Source organism: Psychrobacter immobilis, assembly GCF_904846065.1.
Classification (GTDB): Bacteria; Pseudomonadota; Gammaproteobacteria; order Pseudomonadales; family Moraxellaceae; genus Psychrobacter; species Psychrobacter immobilis_H.
Genome location: NZ_CAJGZV010000001.1, coordinates 2,661,953 through 2,681,385 on the forward strand (window position 1 = coordinate 2,661,953; position 19,433 = coordinate 2,681,385).

Here is a 19,433-nt window from a genome sequence, read left to right on the forward strand (position 1 = left end):
TGCCTATCTTTTCTTTATTTATATGAAGGACTTATTATCCTATGATCATCTTAGTCATCAGCCAATAATGACCCTATAAAATCTCGCATAGTATAGTGTAAATCGTTGGCTGATATGTAGCACTTTATGCACTGTCAATAACAAAAATCCAAGCCGCGAGCAATCACGACTTGGTTTTTATAAATGCTATCGAAAAATCATAAAAGCATCGTTTATAAATGACGTTTTATCGCCTTTTTATGCGCTATGAAAAGATGCTGTTTATCAATCTATCTTAGCACACTGTTTTTCAAGTATTGTGCGCATAGCTTAGTGATAAATCACTCTATCCTTACAGCGTTGCGCAAACTGCTAATTTATTCTCAATGGCAATGATAAAGTCCGTTGCAATATCTGTACCGCATTGATCATCAATCTCACGTACACACGTTGGGCTGGTGACATTAATCTCGGTAATACGACCGCCGATTAAGTCGAGCCCGACGAACATGAGACCTTTTTCTTTAACAATAGGTGCCACGACTTCTGCCACTTGACGTTCGACATCGGTGAGCGGCATCGCAACACCGCTACCACCCGCAGCAAGATTACCACGGGTCTCGCCTTTGGTGGGAATACGCGCCAAGCTATAATCGACCACTTCACCATCAACGATCAACACGCGCTTATCGCCTTCTTTGATCTCTGGTAAATAACGCTGTGCCATAATCGGCAAGGTTTCAAGCTCAGTTAAAATCTCAAGCGTGACGCCGATATTTGGACTATCTGCGGTCAAACGGAAAATCCCCGTACCGCCCATACCATCTAATGGCTTAACAATGACGTCTTGCTGCTCAGCGATAAACTTGCGAATATGCGCCTGTTTACTGGTCACAATCGTTGGGCTCATATAATCGCTAAACCACGTGGCAAATAGCTTTTCATTACAATCACGTATCGCTTGTGGGTCATTGACCACTAGCACACCAGCAGCTTTGGCATGATCAAGCATATAAGTGGCATAAATAAAACGCATGTCAAACGGCGGATCTTTACGCATCAACACCACGTCATAGTCGCTGATTGGCGCTGTCGCTTTATCCCCTAGTGTATAAAAATCTTCAGGATCACGCTTGACGGTCACTGACTGCGTATCAACCATCAGTTGCCCACGATCCAACCACAAGTCATGAATCTGACAATAGCCAAGGCTGTGCCCACGGTCTTGTGCCGACCACATCATCGCAAGGGTCGTGTCTTTTTTATAATTAACCTGCTCGATAGGATCCATAATAACGAGTATGTTTAACGATTTTTTTTGATTTTCTTGGCTCATGATAAAGCTCACTTACGTTATATTATTAATGTAGAACAGCTTCGAACTCAGTGCCCAACTATACGCCGTACTGCGCGCGATAATGTTGCATCTTGGCAAGTTGGGTCGCGTCTTTATGCTGACCGCTTTGTACGCCATGGTCATCTGCCAAATAACTGATTAAATCATCGATATCGACAAGTGCGCGCACTGGTACCTCTAATGTCGACGCCAACTCTTGAATAGCAGAATGCTCAGCCTGACCTTTTTCTTTACGGTCAAGGGCAACGATAATACCAGCAACGCTAGCGCCTGCTTGCTCTAAAATCTCAACCACTTCGCGCATCGCCGTACCAGCGGTAATGACATCATCGAGTACCCAGACTGCTTTACCACTAACGTCAGCGCCTACTAAGTTGCCACCTTCGCCATGAGTTTTGGCTTCTTTACGATTATAGCCCCACTTAGCATTGATACCATGATGAATCCATAAGGCTTGCGCAGTTGCTGCCACAAAAGGAATACCCTTATACGCTGCCCCAAAGATCACCAGCTCCTGCTCATCTGTACCGTTATGACTAGCAGCCACTTGCTCAGCCAAGGCATCAGCATAACCACACGCGAGCAACGACAACATCTCACCCGACGCCAGCAAGCCTGCATTAAAAAAATACGGACTGATGCGACCAGACTTGAGGACAAACTCGCCAAATTTGAGAACTTGATTGTCTAAAGCCAGTTGGATAAATTGGTGTGAGGAGAAAGAAGGGTGTTGCGCATTAGGTATTGAGGCATTAAGCATGGAAGCATTCCTATTGACAAAAAGAAGAGCAAAAAATTGGCGTTATTGTACGCATTATTGATCAGCTTGACCAACCATTGATGTCGTAATCCTGCATGTTAGGATAACGAATCAATAGGCCACTGCGCGATGAGAGATTAAAATAACACTGACCGTCATCGCTCACTTGTATCTCCCAACCTAAATGATACGCGGCAACAATAACATGTCCTGTGAAAATGCGTATTTGACGGTATGCATGACGCTGCGATGGCTCACAAATGATTTGACTCAGCAGATAACTGCGTATGTGCTGACAGATTTGCGCGGCGCTATAGCGGTGATTGATACTTTTGCGTGTCTCGCACTGCCTCAATGCATGGACAGCGACGCTACACGCCATAATGTCAGTAGCCAAACTGCCCTCGCCTGTCTCAAATTGCTGCGGCTGCAACACCACCTGCCAATCTTCGGCGTAAACACTGTTGAGCAACTCATCTGGGTTATAACGTTTGGTCAATGCACGGAAAGAAGTCTGTTTGTTTTTAGCATTACTACTAACGCTCGTATCGGTACTTACAGAAGAGCCATTCAGTGCAAAACCGTAACGATGCAGTTTTGGATAAGCACGAAGCGCCTGCTGAATATCAGCCATGTCGAGCAAAGTCATACCACTTAATGATGATAATAATGGTTGCGCGCTGTGATTGTGATAAAAGCTGTCTGGAAACTCGACAAGCTCTGCCGCCCGCAATAATGAAAGATGCTCGCCCAGTACTTCTGAAGCAATCAGCGACCATTTTGACAAGCTGTGTTCTTTAGGCTGATAAAAACGCGCAGAGCGACCATAAAGTCGTTGCAATTGACCATTTAAGCGCCTAGCAGGCTCTGGAATATCGCTCAAGGGTCTGGCAGGATCAAGTGCCAAGCGACTCGGGTCAAAATTAGGATGTACAATCGCAGGTTGAGTACTATCTGGCAAGATAGACGACTGCTCAGCATTGCCTTCTGAAATTGTACCGCCTGCTGCTGTAAGATCAGCACTGGGTAAATGAGTGTCAGAAGTAGAAGGCTGGGTCATGAAATCTCCATAGGCTATAAAATATAAAAATAATTCTAATTAAATCAAACTGGCATATTACTCTTAATGTTGTTCTTGATATTGTTCTTGATGACGCAAAATATCACGGTAACCGACTTGCCAATCAGGATATGCCAACCAAGCTAATGGAATATTACTGTGCAAGCGTTTTCCCGTAACCGCTATTTTTTTACCGTCAAGAGCAGGAGGCGTTTCATTTATCTGCTGACTTAACCAGACGCCCAACTCAAAAGTCGTGACTGGCGCATAATCAGTAGCAATATAGAGGGGCTTGGGCGCATCGATAGTCAGTACGTTAGCGATGATAACGACCAAATCGCGATCCATAATCCGATTGCTCCAATGCGCGGCTGCCACTGCTTCTTTTTGTGGTTCGCGGGCTTTGCGCAGACGCATGAGACGCGCGCGTCCATAAATACCGCTTGGACGAATGACAATGGCTTTATCACCAAAGCCTTGTTGCAAGACTTGTTCTGCTTGCAATATCACTTGCGATGCTTCACGCTCTGGCATCACAGGTACAGTATTGTCATCAATCCATTCGCCATTATCTTGCCCATAAACACCCGTTGATGAAATAAAAACAATGCGTGAAAGGTTGGTGAGTTTGTCCGCAAGCGTTGCCAAATGCTGGCTAATTGCTAAGTAGCTATTATGATAGCCACTGGTCGAATAATCATCGGGGGTAACGATAATTGCTATCGCTGTAAAATCTTGCAGCTGCTCAGCCGTCAGAGTCAATGCATCGGCTTGCATAAATTCAGCGTGATCATCCAAAGAGTAATGATGGCGCTCACCACGAGCCAAACCTGTGACATTCAAGCCGTCCTGTGCCAGCTGGTTGCTGACTGGCAAACCAATATCACCTTGACCGATAATCAATAAATTTTGCGTACTCATCATTTATCCTTTATTCGAACGCCATTTCTAATGACTGCTTATACATCTTTTTAATGACCTATACATTTTTTCAGTAATAAATGTTAAAAATAGCGTCTGTACGACAGCTGTACATCTTCATTGGCATCAACACGATCTTGCCATTCGTAGTTGGCATTAATGCGTAATGCTTGTTTTTTATCGATATCGTACTGCAGCCCTAATGTCGATATCGGCTGCCAATAATGACCACGGGAATTAGACTCATCACTGCTGCCATGATACCAATATGGCAGTTGCAATTCAGCCTGCGCGCGTAACTGATTGTTAATCTGATAACGACAGCCTGCATTCACGCCAGCACCAACGCGAAAGCCTTTATTGATACCGCGCCCTGCTTGCGCTGTGCCGGACAAAAAGGTATAGCATAGCTGCGGCGGCATCTCGCCTGTACCTGTGCGAGGCGTACCAAATGCCCATGACCAACCTGATTCATAGCCCAAGCTCCCAACTAAATGATCGCGACCGTCTTGCTGGGAGCCATCATTCACACGCGTCGCCTCGATGCTGGCGCCCCACGTTTTGCCTTTTTTGGCAGAATTGACCGGATTAAATGAGCGCCCACGAATCAATGTCACATTTTGCAAAACCACACTGTTTGGCTGATTGGCTGTGTCATTATCGGTGTCGTACAGGCGCAAAGTCGCAGATGCGCCTTCTAAATCAAAAAACTGTGGTAATCCTGAGGGACGGTCGAGAGTATCATGGTAGCCCGCTCTTAAGCCCAAATCGATATAGTTATTATCACCGCGCTGCCCTAGTCCAATATGAGCCAGTTGCAGCGGATGTCTATCTATTGGATTATTATCTGATACCGCTATATTAGGCTGCAATAACGTCTGTCCATCAGCTGACATGCTCGAAACCGCATTAAGTTGGGCAGATTTAATCTCATTGATCGTCTGTTTTGCGCTGTTGTGATAGCCGAATTGCTCACGCTGCTCTTTGACCTTATTCAACTGTGATTGGCGTAAAGTACTATCAGAAGGAGTATAGTTGGTGCTGGCGAGTAAGCCCTCATCATCAAGTAATTGCACGACATCTGAGGGAATAACCGCATAAGGTAGACGACTTAATAAATGCTGCTGCGGTCGCACCACATCAATTAAGCGTAAAATCTCAGACGCGCAGTTATCAGTGGTGAAGTAATACGGCAATTTTAAATCTTTGGTTTCCCAAACGTGCAACATAATCTGCTGCACTTCCGCTGGTGTCAAATCCAATTGATACGTCCATGCATCACGCTCATCTTTTTGCAGATACTTGGCAAGCTTTTCTGGATAAGGATCGATTTCTATCAAATTATCATAGCGGCCAGTCATTGACTTGACGGCATACACCACAAAATTGTCTTTTGGATTACCACCAACCGTATAATTCAACGCAATCGAATGATGAATTTGGCTCGGATCTGCCACACTTGCTTTTGAGTCGATACGCAATAAAGTATGAGCAAAGGCCGATAAAGGGTTGTCTAAATATTCTTGGGCAAACATGATAGATAGCTGCTCGGGGGCGATCTTCTGCATCCACTCATTAAGCGCTGGACAGTCAACTTGTAGTGCCGCCTTATCAATGTCTAATGTATTGGTCAGCCATTGTACGCGGGCTGGAAAACGACATAATACCGAATTATTAGCAGTATTTTTTTTAACAGTACGGTTATTCGTTGTCGCTACCTCATTAGCGAGAGCGACGAGTAATGCATCAAGCTCGGCAGCTGAATCATGCTGTCCATTCTCACTTAAAAAAAAGTCAGCTTCATCAACCATGCTGGTGTCTTTTTTCTTACCAATCAAATTCTTTTGATCATCAAAGAAATATAACAAACGTCGCCATGTCGTATGTTGGGCTAAATTTTGTGTTGTTGCTTGCTCACGCCACTTGGCTAATAATTGCTCAGCGTTGCTTTTTTCTAGCCCTTGAGTATCTTCTGGAGCGTCATTATTTGGCGTATTATTAGCGATTGCAGCAGCTTGCGACGTAGGCGCCAATGCCCCTGTCGTTACTAATGATGCTGGGGTTGGCAAAAAAGCTTGCGTTTGTGCAGAGAGTAGCAATCCTGCAATAGCAAGTGGTAAACGTGCTCGTTGACTCATAGTAGTTAGGGTACAATCTACAGATAAAAAATTAGGCTTTAGAGACATAGGGTAAACCTCGCACGTTATTATTCATACGCCGATAGCGTGATTGATGGCTGGTTGATAATGCCGATTGGATCGTCCACTGAAATAATCTCAAAAACTATATGCGAGCTAGACCATTGAAATATCTGGTGGTGTTCTAAAAAGTATGCTGGCGATAAAAGTCAATAAGAAATCTATACTAAGTTCTCTGGTTCTATAGGGTTTTCAAAGCCTCAAAAATTGTTAAAATTTTAATCAGCATACTTTTTGATACACCACCAAATATCTTAGTCAAAGTGACTATTATCAATAGTTTCTACTATCAGCATGGCTATTAATTAATAAAAAATAGCCAGCAACCAGCGGTCAATGCACACTTATTAACATCATGATAAAAGAGAATATTATGTCCATAACACCAACAACGATTAACGATGGCAGATTATCGGCAGCCACCTATCTTGCATCACCAAACTGCAATCTGCGACCAACAGATATGAGTATTGACACTATTGTTATTCATAATATCAGCCTACCGCCGAGCGAGTTCGGAGCGTCTGATGCTGACGGCATTCATTACGTTAAAGCATTATTTACCAATCAGCTAGACTGGGAGGCGCATCCCTATTTTCAAACGATTAAAGGCGCAGAGGTTTCAGCTCACTTATTTATCGAGCGTGATGGCACGATTACTCAGTTTGTCAATTTTAATGAGCGTGCGTGGCATGCTGGACGCTCTAGCTACTTGGGTCGCCCTGAATGTAATGATTATAGCATTGGTATTGAGCTTGAAGGGTCTGATTTTGTGTCCTTCACCGCCGCACAATATGAGGCACTTGCAAAAGTGATCTGTGCCATTTATGCCGCCTACCCCAAAACTCGTCGTCATCTGACAGGTCATAGCGACATTGCCCCCGGTCGCAAAACGGATCCCGGTGATTATTTTGAATGGGCAAGATTGCGTGAGATGGTCGCCGCTCTATCAAAATAAAAAGACTCACTTAACTTTAATAATTATTAACCATCGATTAGAGATATTATGACTTGGGTTGAAGTAGTCGATTCAGCAGTGAAAATAGGTTTGGGCGCATTGATAGCAGGCGTTATTGCTTTTCTATTATCTTCAATACAACATAGTCATGAACTCAAAAAATCTAAAGTAGACCGTGAGTTTGAGATGTTAAAAGAAGTTGCAGAAAAAGTAGAGAATTTTAATAATATTGCTTTAAGGTATTGGTCACTTTCTTCTGATTGGCGTAGAAGATTACTACTAGATAGTACGATCTTACCATCTAGCAACCTATTAGATTCTCAAAATGATTTATACGATAGCTTTAGCGAACTGACCAAAGCAGAATCATTACTACTACTATTCGGTTATGACGAAGCTTCCGTCTCATTGAGATCATATGGTGAAACAATTATATCCTTTAGAAAGAGAGTATCGTCTTTAGATATATTTTTTGATGAAAGTGATGCAGCTAGCTACAGAGAATCTATGATTGATAAGCGGGCTGAGCTATTTAAGATATTAAACAAAATTTATAAAATGATTTAATGCAAGAAACCTCAGTTTTCCAAATGTCATATTCCACATCCAATCCATTTATCTCGATTATGAAAATGCTATAATCCGTCAGCTTTTTGATAGCAGCAACTTAGTAAACAACCATCAGTAAACAACCTTCAATAAACAAATTAGCACAATAGGTTCTCATGGCAAAAAGTCGGTTATTTCGTTCAACCATGGTGGTCAGTAGTATGACCATGCTATCTCGTATCTTAGGTCTGGTGCGCGATGTCGTATTGTTAGGCGTCTTTGGCGCTGGTGGTCTGATGGATGCCTTTTTGGTCGCCTTCAAAATTCCAAACTTTTTGCGGCGTCTGTTTGCAGAAGGTGCCTTTAGTCAAGCCTTTGTCCCTGTACTGTCCGAATACAAAGAAAAATATAGTTTGCAGCAGGTACAAATCTTAGTCAGTCGTACTTCAGGCGCTCTGTTGTTAATTTTGTCGATGCTTACTGTGGTTGTTATTTTAATGGCACCGTGGGTCGTAACTTTATTCGCGCCCGGTTTTGCGGATCAACCAGGTAAGTTTGCTATTACCGCTGAATTACTGCGTCTGACCTTTCCTTATTTGCTATTTATTTCTATGACCGCCTTTGCCAGTGGCATTTTACAAAGCTACGGACGCTTTGCTGCGCCTGCTTTTGCACCCGTGTTATTGAACCTATGTATGATTGGTGGCGCACTAATTTTTGCCCCTATGTTCGATGTTCCTATCATGGCGCTAGGCTATGCAGTCGCTATCGCAGGATTGTTGCAATTCTTACTACAGCTGCCTCAGCTATGGCAACAAAAGCTGCTGGTCGCACCCAAGGTCGACTTTCAGCATGAAGGCGTTCGCCGTATTTTAAAACTCATGCTGCCTGCTATCTTTGGCGTCTCTGTCACTCAGATTAATCTGCTGCTCAATACCATTTTTGCGTCATTGATGATTGGCGGTTCGGTTTCTTGGCTGTATGCCGCAGAGCGTATGAGTGAGCTGCCATTAGGCTTGATTGGCGTGGCAATCGGTACAGTCATTTTGCCAAGCTTGTCAAAGAGTGAGGCGCAAAAAGACGATGTTAGTTTTAAAAAAACCATCGATTGGGCGGCACGCTTAATCATTTTAGTCGGTGTTCCGGCATCAGCAGCGTTGTTTATACTTGCCGATGTACTGATGCAAGCACTGTTTTTGCGCGGTGAATTTACCTTACGCGATGCGCAGATGAGTTCGCTCGCATTACGTAGTATGGCTGGTGGTATTTTAGGCTTTATGCTTATTAAAATCTTTGCCCCTGCTTTTTTTGCCCGTCAAGACACCAGAACACCTGTAAAAATCGGTATCATTTCTGTCTTTGCCAACATGATTTTTAGTGTCATTTTCATCGGTATATTTTATTTCTTAGAGATTCCGCTACATGGCGGCTTGGCCTTAGCAACCACAGGCGCGGCCTTTGTTAACGCAGGCTTATTATATTACTTCTTACATAAACGTGATATTTTCCGCTTTGGCAGCCATTGGAAGAAACTATTCACCCAGTTTGCGATTGCGACCAGCGCTATGATTGGCGTACTTTATGTCATGCTGCCTTATTTCCCTAGCGATGATGCTCAATGGCGACGTATCGCCGCTTTGCTCATTATGTGTGCCGTAGGGGCGCTGGTTTATGGCGTGGTATTACTAGCCACTGGTTTCCGTCCGCGCCAGCTAAAGCATGGTTAAGCAGCTTCACTTACGAAACCAAAACAAGCTTAGTAAGAGAATGGATAGTGAATGATGCGGATAGTTGCCATAATTAACCATTAACGAATAAATAAAATCTGAGGGCTAATAATGACAACCAAACGAGCAACCTTACTACGCTTACCAACCATACTGACCGCTGGTGTACTTACCACTGGACTGCTTTTGAGTGCTTGTAGCGATAACGATAAGACAGCTAATAGTGCCGAAGATACGGCAGCCATCGCTGAAGGCAGTTCTGATGAAAGCGTTGATGCTGAAAATAGCGCTGCTAATCAAACGTCAACAGTGGATGCGAATAGCACAGTTGACAGCAAGCAGATGGCTGACAGCGGTAAAGCTGAAACGGCGATTGATAGTGATAATATCAACCCAGTCACTTCTGCGACCAAGAAAAAGAGCCTCGTAACCAATCCTACCGAAGCTGGTACGCCGGAAGATACTGTCAAGCAAGCACTAGATAGCTTGTATTATGGCGAGGTAAAGGAAGCTGTTAAATACTATAAAGTAGATATGGCAAACTTCGAAGAAGAGCTGGCTAAAACCCAGTATGCCTTTCAGCAAACGGTCGATGGCGTCACTATTACCGATACTAAATACAGTGATGATAAAACCCGTGCCACCATCATTGGGGAGCTGATGCTAAAAGGACAAAGTGCGCCTGCACCGTTGACTTATGAGCTGCAAAAAATTGAAGGTCAATGGAAAATCCTAGGATAAGACGCTTTGCTGTCCTCATTTAAAATCACTTTAGCTTAAGTTATTTTAGCTTAATTCACTTGAACTTGAACTTGAACTTGAACTATCTTATCTTCAATGATTTTATTTGATACCAATCAAAATTTAATATTAATCTGACGACACTGGCTTGCCAAGCATCACAACATCAGCGATAAAGCCTTGCATATCACACACTTTTGGCATATATCCCCATTGCTCAAAACCAAGCTTACGGAACAATCCTAAGCTTGGCTGATTGTGCGCAAAAATAAGCGCGATCACATTATGAATGCCTAGGCTTGGCGCTTGTGTCAACATCCAGCATGTCAATAAGCTGCCCAACCCTTGACCGTGATAATCCTGATGCAAGTAGATACTAATCTCAGTGCTGATATGATAAGCCGGTCGTGCATATAAATCGCTAAAGCTACCCCATGCAACGATTGTTGCTGTCCCTGCTTCTGCTGAATTTTGCGTGGTCTTATGCATCGCTTTTACGACATAAATAGGACGCGTCGGACTATTTATATGCTCATCAAACCAATCTGCACGCTCTTCACAAGTCACTGGGGTAAGATTGGCAGTGGCTTGCTTACCTGCAATAGTCTGATTGTAAATCGCCAAAATCTTTGACAAGTCGTCTCTACTTGCACGCTGCACGACAAACTCATCAGTGAGATAGTGTTCTAACAAAACAGCTGGCACAGCATTTAAGGCAGCAACGGGCATAAGGTCTCCGTAATTATTAATTAATAGTCTATGAGTGATAATTGTTGCAAGATGATCCATCCATAAAGAGGGTCGTTACAGAAGCATGTGGACAAGCATCACGGTATTTTAAGATGACAGAGCGGATAGCGCCATACTTTTATTGTCAGTAGACTATAGGATGTTAGTATGGTCATTTTACTTTATAATGGCTGATTTTAAACACATTGATTTTGGTACGGGTGTGTTTTTTCTTTTTTATCCGGTCTTATCTATCATAGCTGAAAATTTATGAACACCTATTTTCTTGAGCAACTGATTGCCTCGCCCAGTAATTTGACTGCAAATACTAGCCCTGTAGATTTAGCGCCCTGTGTGCTCACTATCGGTAACTTCGATGGTGTCCATCTTGGTCATCAAGCGATGCTTGAACAAGTCCGTGATATTGCCCATGCACAAAATCTTGGTTCTGCTGTCATGATATTTGAGCCACAGCCTCGTGAATTTTTTGCACCAGCCACCGCGCCTGCTCGACTCACTAATCTCGCTGAAAAACAAGCTTTGTTAGCAGAATATGGCGTTGAGACCTTGATTGTGGCAGGATTTGATGCAGAGTTTCGCTCGCTATCCGCCCAAGCATTTGCGGATATTTTAGCCCTGCGCTTAAATGTCAAGGCGTTGGTGTTGGGTGATGACTTCAAATTTGGTCATGACCGTACTGGTGACAGTCAGTTTTTACGGAATTACGGCTTAGATGTTACCAACCTACATACCGTCATCGATGATAATGGTAAAGCGGCACGTATCAGCTCTACTCGCGTTCGAGACTTACTATTGGCTGGTGATATTGACGCTGCTAATGCGCTACTTGGTCGCGATTATGCGATTACAGGAATGGTCGTTGGTGGCGATAAAATAGGTCGCACCATGGACTTTCCTACTGCGAATATTGACCTACAGCGTTTAAAACCTGCCCTGCATGGTATCTTTGCTGTTGATGTCGTCAGCCTCGACGAAGATGGGCAAGTGATTGCTGATGGCTTATCGGCACTTGCTATAGATGGCAAATCAGGTATCTCAGGATTACGTTCCAATAGCCTCTTTGGGACAGCCAATATTGGCACCAGACCCTCTGTCGATAAACAACATGATTGGCGTTTGGAAGTGCATTTCCCAGAATTAAATGCCGATTTATATGGATTAACTTTACAGGTTCGATTTTTGCATTATTTACATGGTGAACGACATTATGATGGCTTAGAAGCATTAAAAACAGGAATCCATAATGATGTCAAAGCATTGATTGAGTGGCGAGAGCAGCAGTCCAGTTAGATAGCTAGTAGGCTTAAATGCGGGCGTCGATATTTATAATTTATAAAAAAACCCACAGCGTTTATAACGTTTGTGGGTTTTTATTTAATAATTCGTTTTTTAATAGTTGGTTTTTCTAAGCATCTGGATGCATACGTACGTTTAAGTCATCGATGACCTCTACCCATTCCGCATCTTTTTCCCATTCTTCTTGTAGAAAAGCACGCTGATTGTCTGTCCAAATGCTCGCTTCTATCAACTTCTCTTCTTTATCCAACTGATTATTTTCAATAAAACTATCAATCGCTGCATCTGAGCTATCAAGTCCCAACTGTGCAAATAATTCATTCATATTGTATTCTGGTTCACCCAACATACTTTTCTCCTTAAATGGTACGAGTGTCTTTGTGTTTATTATCTAAATTGACACATTTATTGTAGCAAGCTTTATTTTAATAGCTGTTAATCAACGTGTATCTAACGTTATCAATTGTATTTTGATAGGCAGACAAGACACAAAAAAAGCCCTCTACATTAGAGGGCTTTTTTTGATCAATTTCTATAAAACAGCTTTATGACATGATGACATTGGCTGCTTATGGTAGTAAATGAGCGACCGCATCACGTTCTTCGCTAAGCTCTTGCTCAGTCGCTGCCATTTTCTCTTTAGAGAAATCTGATGACACATCAACGCCATCTACGATAGACCAGTCGCCGTTAGTGCATGTGCATGGGAATGAGTAGATTAAACCTTTTGCGATACCGTATTCGCCATTTGAATAAACGCCCATTGATACCCAATCGTTCTCATCAGTACCCAATGCCCACGTACGTACGTGTGCAATGGCCGCGTTGGCAGCAGAAGCGGCAGATGATGCACCTCGTGCTTTAATGATTGCAGCGCCACGTTGTTGTACTTCTGGGATATAAGTCGCTTCGTACCATTCACGATCAACCAAATCTAATGCAGGCTTACCATTGACAGTAGCAGCAGTCAGATCAGGATACTGAGTTGATGAATGGTTGCCCCAGATGATCATTTTTTTCACGTCATTTACTGTGCTTTCAGTTTTGCCAGCCAACTGCGCCATGGCACGGTTGTGGTCTAAACGAGTCATCGCAGTGAAGTTACGTGGATCAAGATCTGGTGCATTACGCTGAGCGATAAGCGCGTTGGTATTGGCAGGGTTACCGACTACCAATACTTTTACATCACGGCTAGCAACGTCATTCAATGCTTTACCTTGTGCTGAGAAAATCGCAGCGTTGGCTTCTAGCAAATCTTTGCGTTCCATACCTGGACCACGAGGACGTGAACCGACTAGCAGAGCATAGTCAACATCTTTGAATGCAACAGTCGCATCATCAGTCTGCACAACACCTGCTAATAAAGGGAATGCACAATCTTCTAATTCCATGACCACACCCTTTAGGGCGTCAAGTGCTGGAGCGATTTCAAGCAATTGCAAAATAACTGGCTGATCTTTACCTAGCATCTCGCCAGATGCAATACGAAATAACATAGCATAGCTGATATTACCAGCGGCACCAGTGACGGCAACACGTAAAGGCTGTTTCATTGACATTGAATACTCCCTAATTATAGATTAGATAATTCATGATTCTGATTGATGGTTCTAATGGATGACTATCGTTGTAAATAGCGACTTGCCTACTGAATATAGCAGTCATAAACCGAGAGCTAGTGTAGCACTTCGTTCAGCAAATCGTCTAGAGACAATAAGACGCCGACCACCGATTATATTGTTACATTTTATACGGGAGGATTTTTATACCTACTGTAAACCTATACGGATACAGTGCTATAAAGCAATAAAAGGCAGCTGATAACAGCATTGAGAAGCGTTATATATAGTGATATAACACTTAAGATAAGCGAATATTATTAGGGCGTGTCCTCAATTCAAACAATAAGCATTTAAATAGGCTAAAAAAACTATTTTCCACCCGAAATGACGAACTTACTGCCACAATTATTCACAACATTATGACATGTGCCAAATTCGCTCCCTTCATAACAAATATGGATATCTGTCAATGTTGATTGACGACGACTGCCCGCTTGGCAAATCAGATCAATACTGTTTGAGGACATACCGCTATTGAGTTGAGTCATTTGACTGATAAATCGAGATTTAGAAACCGTATAGCTATTACCTGTATTAAGCTCGTTAGGCAGCTTTAATGCGCCAGCGTAATTGGTAATCTGGCGGAAATAACTACTGGCACTGAGTGGACTACACGCCCCATAACGCTGCCAAGCTTGGCTACGTACTGTCGTATCAGGCATGATACGGTTGACGACTTTTAACTGTAACGGTGTCAGACGTGGCTCACTACCACGTCCGCAGCGCTCACCATATCCCATATCCAGACCTGATACTGTCAACGAATAACCCTCCAAGCATTGACGCATGCGGGCACGTGTCGGCTGTATGCTACACAATGCTGGCGTCATCTCAATCATCAACACCCGCTGTCCGCTCTTAACAGCGCTCGCGGCATGTACCGGCATCATCATAATGCCTTGCAACATCACTAATGCACCGATACTTAGCGTCGTATTTAGTTTATCCATAGATGTATTAGTTATCGAGCTTGATTGGTTTAAATCTGGCGTCAGAGTAGATAGCGAGCGTACCTGCATCTGCTGAATAGATGACTGATGCCGAACTTTGGATAACAGGGACAGATTGAAATATTTTTTGATCATAGGGGCTGAAGGCATCTAGCAATGATAAAAACATGGGCTATCGTTTAGCTCATAGTGTTCGACGTATGAACACTGATAAAACTAAGAATAGAGCTAACAAAAATGTGTGCGTTGATTGATAAGCACTTATTATAAGCACGTATAAAAGACACTAATTGATGCAATGGTAGCAAAACGTTTTTTTTAATCTATAGCAGAAACGTAAACATAAGCTAATGATAGCATCAATAGTACAAAAATATCGCAACGTTAGCATGTCATCATCAGCGATATTGGGCATTAAATTAAGCACCGCGTCAAGACAAAACTAGCTTTGATTGCCCGATCAAAAGTGACATAAAAAAACCATTAGTGATTGCTCACGAATGGTTTTTTTGGTTTATACATTGGTACTTTAGAGCGCGGCAGGTATCGTGCCCATGCGCTGGCTAATAGGCTGACTACGACCTAATAGACTGCTATAAATGGTGGCATTTTCCATCACGTGCTTAACGTAATTACGGGTTTCAGGAAAGGCAATCGACTCGACGTACTGGTCGGCTGCGAGCGAACCATATACTGGTTGCCAACGCTTGGCATTGTTCGGACCCGCATTATAGCCAGCCGTTGCCAACACAGGTTGACGGTTTAGCTTACCGAAAATATCACCCATATACCACGTGCCATAACGAATATTGGTATCGCCACTATTGGCACGGCTGGCACTATAGGTCTCACCTAAGTTACGAGCAATGTATTTTGCCGTGTCAGGCATCACCTGCATCAAACCACTAGCACCAACATTTGAGCGTGCTGATGCAACAAAGCGACTTTCTTGACGCATGATGCCATAAGCCCAAGCAGGATCGATACCAGCAGACTGACTATAACGTACGACTGCATCTTGATGCGGCATCGGATGTGATAACGCTAAGCTGTCTACTCTATCAGTATTATCAACGGCATAAATTGCTCGGTCGAGCCAGCCCATATCATAGGCTTGACGAGCAGCGGCAATAATCAAGTTATCATCACGCTTGTCGCGCGCCTGCTTTACCGCCCAGTTCCATTCACGATTGGCATAGGCACGGCTGGCGTCAGCATTATATAGAGCAAAAGCACGCGCAAAGTTGGCATCTTGCATAACCCGTGCGCGATCAGCGGTACTGACATTTGGTAAGTTATTACCACCCAAACGACTGGCATCAAAACGCTGACCCACTTTATCCTTTGCCATTAAGCCATAATAGTCATTATTTTTTGCCAAGTTTTGATACATTTTTTTAGCAGTATTACGCTTGTTAGCATCGCTTGATTGCTCATAAGCGCGAGCCAGCCAATATTGCCACTGGTCACTTTTTTGGGTTTCAGCCTCCATTTTTGAGATGGCTTCGACCACATCATCCCAGCGGCTAAAGCGAATCGCTGCCATGGCATAATCTTCAGCTTCTTCAAAATTAAAATCTTCGTCTAGGCTATTGCGGAACCAGTCAACCGCCTCAGCATTAAAACCATCATCCGTATTATGATTCATACGTTGCACCCCAAGGATGCGATACGCATAGCGACGAGTCTCCGCATTCAACAATTTAACTGAACGCTGATTGTCTTGCTTAACATCAAAATCCAACTGTAATGCAGCTTCACGGTAAGACTTATCAGCAACGCGTCCCATGGCATATAGATATAAGTATTGATTGTTTTGACTGGCAGGTTCTCGACTAAAACGGCTAAAAAAAGCAGACGGATTCAGTTGAATCTCACTCAATGCTGAATAAGCAATGGGCGTTCCTAAACGTGATGACAATGCCATAATGTCACCCGTTTTGCCTTTGCGTAACATACGCTTGAGGCGTGCCGCGCGATCCTGATTGCTAATCAGCGCGTTATTATTCATCTCCATCGCGAGCTGGTCACACAAGGCGGGCTGCTTTTTGGTCGTCAACCAAACTTCAGACTTGGCTGCCATAGCCCGCATAGTATCGCCGCCATTATTGAACCCAAGCGCAACCGCACAGCGCTCACTGGCATCCGCATTGGTAATCAAATTCGCAACTTGGCGTACTGAGGCGTAATCATTGGATCCTGCTTTGGTCTCAGCAAAATCAGCCACCAGCTTTTCTGCCATCACCGTATTTGGATATTGACGCACAAACTGTGATACTGCCGCCGAACTTTGCGAATTAAGATCTAAATTCATCCGCCAATAAGTGGGATACATGGCAAACAAACCACCGCTCATTGCTTGCTCATAATTGTATAAGGCACTGACATCACCGCGTTCTGCCGCAATTGCCGCTGCTGTAAATGAGCTCACACCATTGTCTGACTGATAGCCACTGTTTTGTTGATAGCTGCCTTCTTGCTGATAACTGTCCTCTTCGCCCCACGTCAGCTCAGCACAAGCCACCTGTGACAATCCTAGCGCACTCATTGCTGTCGCCAAACTTAACGCACTGACTCGTAGCGTCCTTGCTTTCATTCGTTTTGCATCTTCATTTTGCTTAATAGATTCTCTATCCTTGATGCTATGAGCAACCTGCGGCTTTGTCATACTGACTCTCTTTGTAATGTGTCCAAATGATTTGGCTAAATAATATATTTAGCATAACAATGCCAAAACGGCGTAAATCGCGATTTAATCAATCGCGCTAATATGGTCGCATTCATCATACTATACTCGTTGCACTTTCAACCATCACCTTTACCTTTTGTTAATAAATACGATAGCACGGTGTAACATAGAAGTGATAGCAAGCCATAATTTTGCCAAACGCGTTATTAGTAGCAGTAAACAATTGATACTGTTATAAATAATTTATCATGACGACCAACAATTGACCCTGCTAATTTTTCACATTGTCATAGGGTTGTGATAAAATACGCCACCTGTTAATCACCTATCACGCTATATTTTTAGTCAATCATGGACTTATCCTTATGAGTGTTACTGTATTTAATCCCCGCATCGATGATACTGCTGTCGCTGAAACAACCGCTACTGCGCCTGCTGTCACTGCACTCAAAGAATCAAGTTCAGCCCAAGCACCTGTCAAAACAGCGACTAAGAAAGTCTTCGTCACCACGCAGGGCTGTCAGATGAACGTCTATGATTCTGGTAAAATGCTGGACGTGCTCGGTGATTCCCACGGTATGGAAGTCACACACGATATCGATGAAGCCGATGTATTGCTGATGAATACTTGCTCTATCCGCGAAAAAGCGCAAGAGAAAGTATTTTCAGAATTGGGTCGCTGGCGCAAGCTCAAAGAAAAGCGTCCTGACCTTGTGATCGGTGTTGGCGGCTGTGTTGCCTCACAAGAAGGCGACAATATTCAGAAACGTGCGCCTTATGTCGATATGGTATTTGGCCCACAAACCTTGCATCGTCTACCAGAGCTGTATGATCAATCACATGAACAGCGTGAGATTGCACCAAAAAATCGTATCGGCACAGTTGATGTATCCTTCCCAAGTATCGAAAAGTTCGACTTTTTGCCTGAGCCAAGAGTAGAAGGGTTTAAAGCCTTTGTTTCTATTATGGAAGGCTGCTCGAAGTATTGCTCATTTTGCGTGGTGCCTTATACCCGCGGTGAAGAACTATCACGTCCACTCGACGACGTATTGGCTGAAATTGATAGCTTGGCGGCGCAAGGCGTGCGTGAAATCAACCTATTGGGTCAAAACGTCAACGGCTATCGCGGTGAGAAAGACGACGGCAGCATTTGCCGTTTCGCTGAGCTATTACATTATGTCTCGCATGTCGATGGTGTCGAGCGTATTCGCTATACGACCAGCCATCCGCTAGAATTCACAGATGACATCATTGATGCCTATGCACAATTGCCAGAGCTGGTTTCTCACTTGCACTTGCCAGTACAGAGTGGTTCGAATGCTATCTTGGCAGCGATGAAGCGCAATCACACGATTGATGTCTATATCAATCAGATTAATAAGCTTAAAGCCATTCGCCCAGATATTCACTTATCGAGTGACTTTATTATTGGATTCCCTGGCGAGACAGATCAAGATTTCCAAGATACGTTGAACTTGGCAAAAGAATTGAATTTCGATCACTCTTACAGCTTTATTTACTCTAAACGTCCGGGCACACCAGCGGCAGAATTGCCAGATGATGTGAGTTTCAAAACTAAAAAAGAGCGCTTGGCTGAATTTCAAAAAGTCATCATTGACTCAACACTTGCGAAAACTCATGAAATGGTCGGCACCACGACACGTGTGTTGGTGGAGCAAGTTGCCAACCGTCATCCTGATTGCTTAATCGGTACTGCGGATAATACCCGTACCGTCATGTTCCCTCATGATGTTGAAAAAATGGATGAGATGTTGGGTAAACTCGTGAGCGTAAGTATTACTGATTTCGTCAGCCCGCACATGGTAAAAGGTGAGCTAATAGAAGTATTGGCATAACCGTTAAGTTATAAGTTTGA

16 protein-coding genes are annotated in these 19,433 nt (G+C 43.5%); 6 read left to right on the plus strand and 10 right to left on the minus strand.

The genetic code is table 11. From position 1 onward, the window contains the following. Positions 1-331: 331 nt before the first annotated feature. The 5 genes from gshB to JMW64_RS11065 all read right to left on the minus strand — a co-directional run bounded on the left by gshB (position 332) and on the right by JMW64_RS11065 (position 6,263). Entirely contained in the window at positions 332-1,315 is a 984-nt protein-coding gene (gene gshB / locus JMW64_RS11045; protein ID WP_201554708.1) for a glutathione synthase, read from the minus strand. A gap of 58 nt (positions 1,316-1,373) precedes the next feature. Next, on the minus strand, positions 1,374-2,096 hold the full coding sequence (pyrE, locus tag JMW64_RS11050; protein WP_201554709.1) for an orotate phosphoribosyltransferase: 723 nt from the start codon (positions 2,094-2,096) through the stop codon (positions 1,374-1,376). 61 nt (positions 2,097-2,157) lie between these two features. Beyond that, a complete protein-coding gene (locus JMW64_RS11055) occupies positions 2,158-3,156 on the minus strand; it encodes a hypothetical protein (protein WP_201554711.1) in 999 nt (332 codons plus the stop codon). Between the two features lie 63 nt (positions 3,157-3,219). Further along, positions 3,220-4,077, minus strand: coding sequence for an NAD-dependent epimerase/dehydratase family protein (locus JMW64_RS11060; RefSeq protein WP_201554713.1), 858 nt, complete (start codon positions 4,075-4,077; stop codon positions 3,220-3,222). Positions 4,078-4,160: 83 nt separating this feature from the next. Further along, the gene (locus JMW64_RS11065) at positions 4,161-6,263 is read right to left on the minus strand and encodes an Lnb N-terminal periplasmic domain-containing protein (protein WP_201554714.1); all 2,103 of its coding nucleotides are present in this window, start codon (positions 6,261-6,263) and stop codon (positions 4,161-4,163) included. 385 nt (positions 6,264-6,648) lie between these two features. Here JMW64_RS11065 and ampD point away from each other — a divergent pair, with 385 nt between their 5' ends. The 4 genes from ampD to JMW64_RS11085 all read left to right on the plus strand — a co-directional run bounded on the left by ampD (position 6,649) and on the right by JMW64_RS11085 (position 10,250). Then, positions 6,649-7,233 carry a 1,6-anhydro-N-acetylmuramyl-L-alanine amidase AmpD gene (gene ampD / locus JMW64_RS11070; protein WP_201554716.1) on the plus strand — a complete coding sequence of 195 codons (585 nt, stop codon included), beginning with the start codon at positions 6,649-6,651 and terminating at the stop codon, positions 7,231-7,233. 48 nt (positions 7,234-7,281) lie between these two features. Then, positions 7,282-7,800: a hypothetical protein gene (locus JMW64_RS11075; protein WP_201554717.1), complete on the plus strand. Its 519-nt coding sequence runs from the start codon at positions 7,282-7,284 to the stop codon at positions 7,798-7,800. A 158-nt stretch (positions 7,801-7,958) separates the two neighbouring features. Beyond that, the gene (gene murJ / locus JMW64_RS11080) at positions 7,959-9,509 is read left to right on the plus strand and encodes a murein biosynthesis integral membrane protein MurJ (RefSeq protein ID WP_055124723.1); all 1,551 of its coding nucleotides are present in this window, start codon (positions 7,959-7,961) and stop codon (positions 9,507-9,509) included. A gap of 111 nt (positions 9,510-9,620) precedes the next feature. Next, positions 9,621-10,250, plus strand: a complete 630-nt coding sequence (locus JMW64_RS11085) for a hypothetical protein (RefSeq protein WP_201554718.1) — start codon at positions 9,621-9,623, stop codon at positions 10,248-10,250. A gap of 129 nt (positions 10,251-10,379) precedes the next feature. On the opposite strand, the gene JMW64_RS11090 is transcribed toward JMW64_RS11085, so the two are convergent. After that, positions 10,380-10,979 (minus strand): GNAT family N-acetyltransferase, encoded by a 600-nt coding sequence (locus JMW64_RS11090; RefSeq protein WP_060491772.1) that lies wholly within the window; start codon positions 10,977-10,979, stop codon positions 10,380-10,382. Positions 10,980-11,249: 270 nt separating this feature from the next. Between JMW64_RS11090 and ribF the strand changes: the two genes are divergently transcribed. Continuing rightward, entirely contained in the window at positions 11,250-12,290 is a 1,041-nt protein-coding gene (gene ribF / locus JMW64_RS11095; RefSeq protein WP_060491773.1) for a riboflavin biosynthesis protein RibF, read from the plus strand. A 115-nt stretch (positions 12,291-12,405) separates the two neighbouring features. Here ribF and JMW64_RS11100 read toward each other — a convergent pair whose 3' ends face one another. The 4 genes from JMW64_RS11100 to JMW64_RS11115 all read right to left on the minus strand — a co-directional run bounded on the left by JMW64_RS11100 (position 12,406) and on the right by JMW64_RS11115 (position 17,536). Further along, a complete protein-coding gene (locus tag JMW64_RS11100) occupies positions 12,406-12,645 on the minus strand; it encodes a DUF2789 domain-containing protein (protein WP_045444148.1) in 240 nt (79 codons plus the stop codon). Positions 12,646-12,865: 220 nt separating this feature from the next. After that, a complete protein-coding gene (locus JMW64_RS11105) occupies positions 12,866-13,855 on the minus strand; it encodes a malate dehydrogenase (RefSeq protein WP_201554719.1) in 990 nt (329 codons plus the stop codon). A gap of 371 nt (positions 13,856-14,226) precedes the next feature. Continuing rightward, positions 14,227-14,868: a T2 family ribonuclease gene (locus tag JMW64_RS11110; protein ID WP_055124727.1), complete on the minus strand. Its 642-nt coding sequence runs from the start codon at positions 14,866-14,868 to the stop codon at positions 14,227-14,229. Positions 14,869-15,397: 529 nt separating this feature from the next. After that, the gene (locus tag JMW64_RS11115) at positions 15,398-17,536 is read right to left on the minus strand and encodes a lytic transglycosylase domain-containing protein (RefSeq protein ID WP_060491774.1); all 2,139 of its coding nucleotides are present in this window, start codon (positions 17,534-17,536) and stop codon (positions 15,398-15,400) included. Between the two features lie 386 nt (positions 17,537-17,922). On the opposite strand from JMW64_RS11115, the gene miaB reads away from it, so the two are divergent. Further along, positions 17,923-19,413, plus strand: a complete 1,491-nt coding sequence (gene miaB, locus JMW64_RS11120; RefSeq protein ID WP_201554720.1) for a tRNA (N6-isopentenyl adenosine(37)-C2)-methylthiotransferase MiaB — start codon at positions 17,923-17,925, stop codon at positions 19,411-19,413. Positions 19,414-19,433: the final 20 nt, after the last annotated feature.

Coding starts and splice junctions, on each gene's coding strand:
- JMW64_RS11075 (WP_201554717.1), top strand. CDS start 7,282: ATGACTTGGGTTGAAGTAGTCGATTCAGCAGTGAAAATAGGTTTGGGC.
- JMW64_RS11100 (WP_045444148.1), bottom strand. CDS start 12,645: ATGTTGGGTGAACCAGAATACAATATGAATGAATTATTTGCACAGTTG.
- JMW64_RS11110 (WP_055124727.1), bottom strand. CDS start 14,868: ATGGATAAACTAAATACGACGCTAAGTATCGGTGCATTAGTGATGTTG.
- JMW64_RS11085 (WP_201554718.1), top strand. CDS start 9,621: ATGACAACCAAACGAGCAACCTTACTACGCTTACCAACCATACTGACC.
- pyrE (WP_201554709.1), bottom strand. CDS start 2,096: ATGCTTAATGCCTCAATACCTAATGCGCAACACCCTTCTTTCTCCTCA.
- miaB (WP_201554720.1), top strand. CDS start 17,923: ATGAGTGTTACTGTATTTAATCCCCGCATCGATGATACTGCTGTCGCT.
- ampD (WP_201554716.1), top strand. CDS start 6,649: ATGTCCATAACACCAACAACGATTAACGATGGCAGATTATCGGCAGCC.
- JMW64_RS11065 (WP_201554714.1), bottom strand. CDS start 6,263: ATGTCTCTAAAGCCTAATTTTTTATCTGTAGATTGTACCCTAACTACT.
- JMW64_RS11105 (WP_201554719.1), bottom strand. CDS start 13,855: ATGTCAATGAAACAGCCTTTACGTGTTGCCGTCACTGGTGCCGCTGGT.
- JMW64_RS11115 (WP_060491774.1), bottom strand. CDS start 17,536: ATGACAAAGCCGCAGGTTGCTCATAGCATCAAGGATAGAGAATCTATT.
- gshB (WP_201554708.1), bottom strand. CDS start 1,315: ATGAGCCAAGAAAATCAAAAAAAATCGTTAAACATACTCGTTATTATG.
- JMW64_RS11060 (WP_201554713.1), bottom strand. CDS start 4,077: ATGAGTACGCAAAATTTATTGATTATCGGTCAAGGTGATATTGGTTTG.
- murJ (WP_055124723.1), top strand. CDS start 7,959: ATGGCAAAAAGTCGGTTATTTCGTTCAACCATGGTGGTCAGTAGTATG.
- JMW64_RS11090 (WP_060491772.1), bottom strand. CDS start 10,979: ATGCCCGTTGCTGCCTTAAATGCTGTGCCAGCTGTTTTGTTAGAACAC.
- JMW64_RS11055 (WP_201554711.1), bottom strand. CDS start 3,156: ATGACCCAGCCTTCTACTTCTGACACTCATTTACCCAGTGCTGATCTT.
- ribF (WP_060491773.1), top strand. CDS start 11,250: ATGAACACCTATTTTCTTGAGCAACTGATTGCCTCGCCCAGTAATTTG.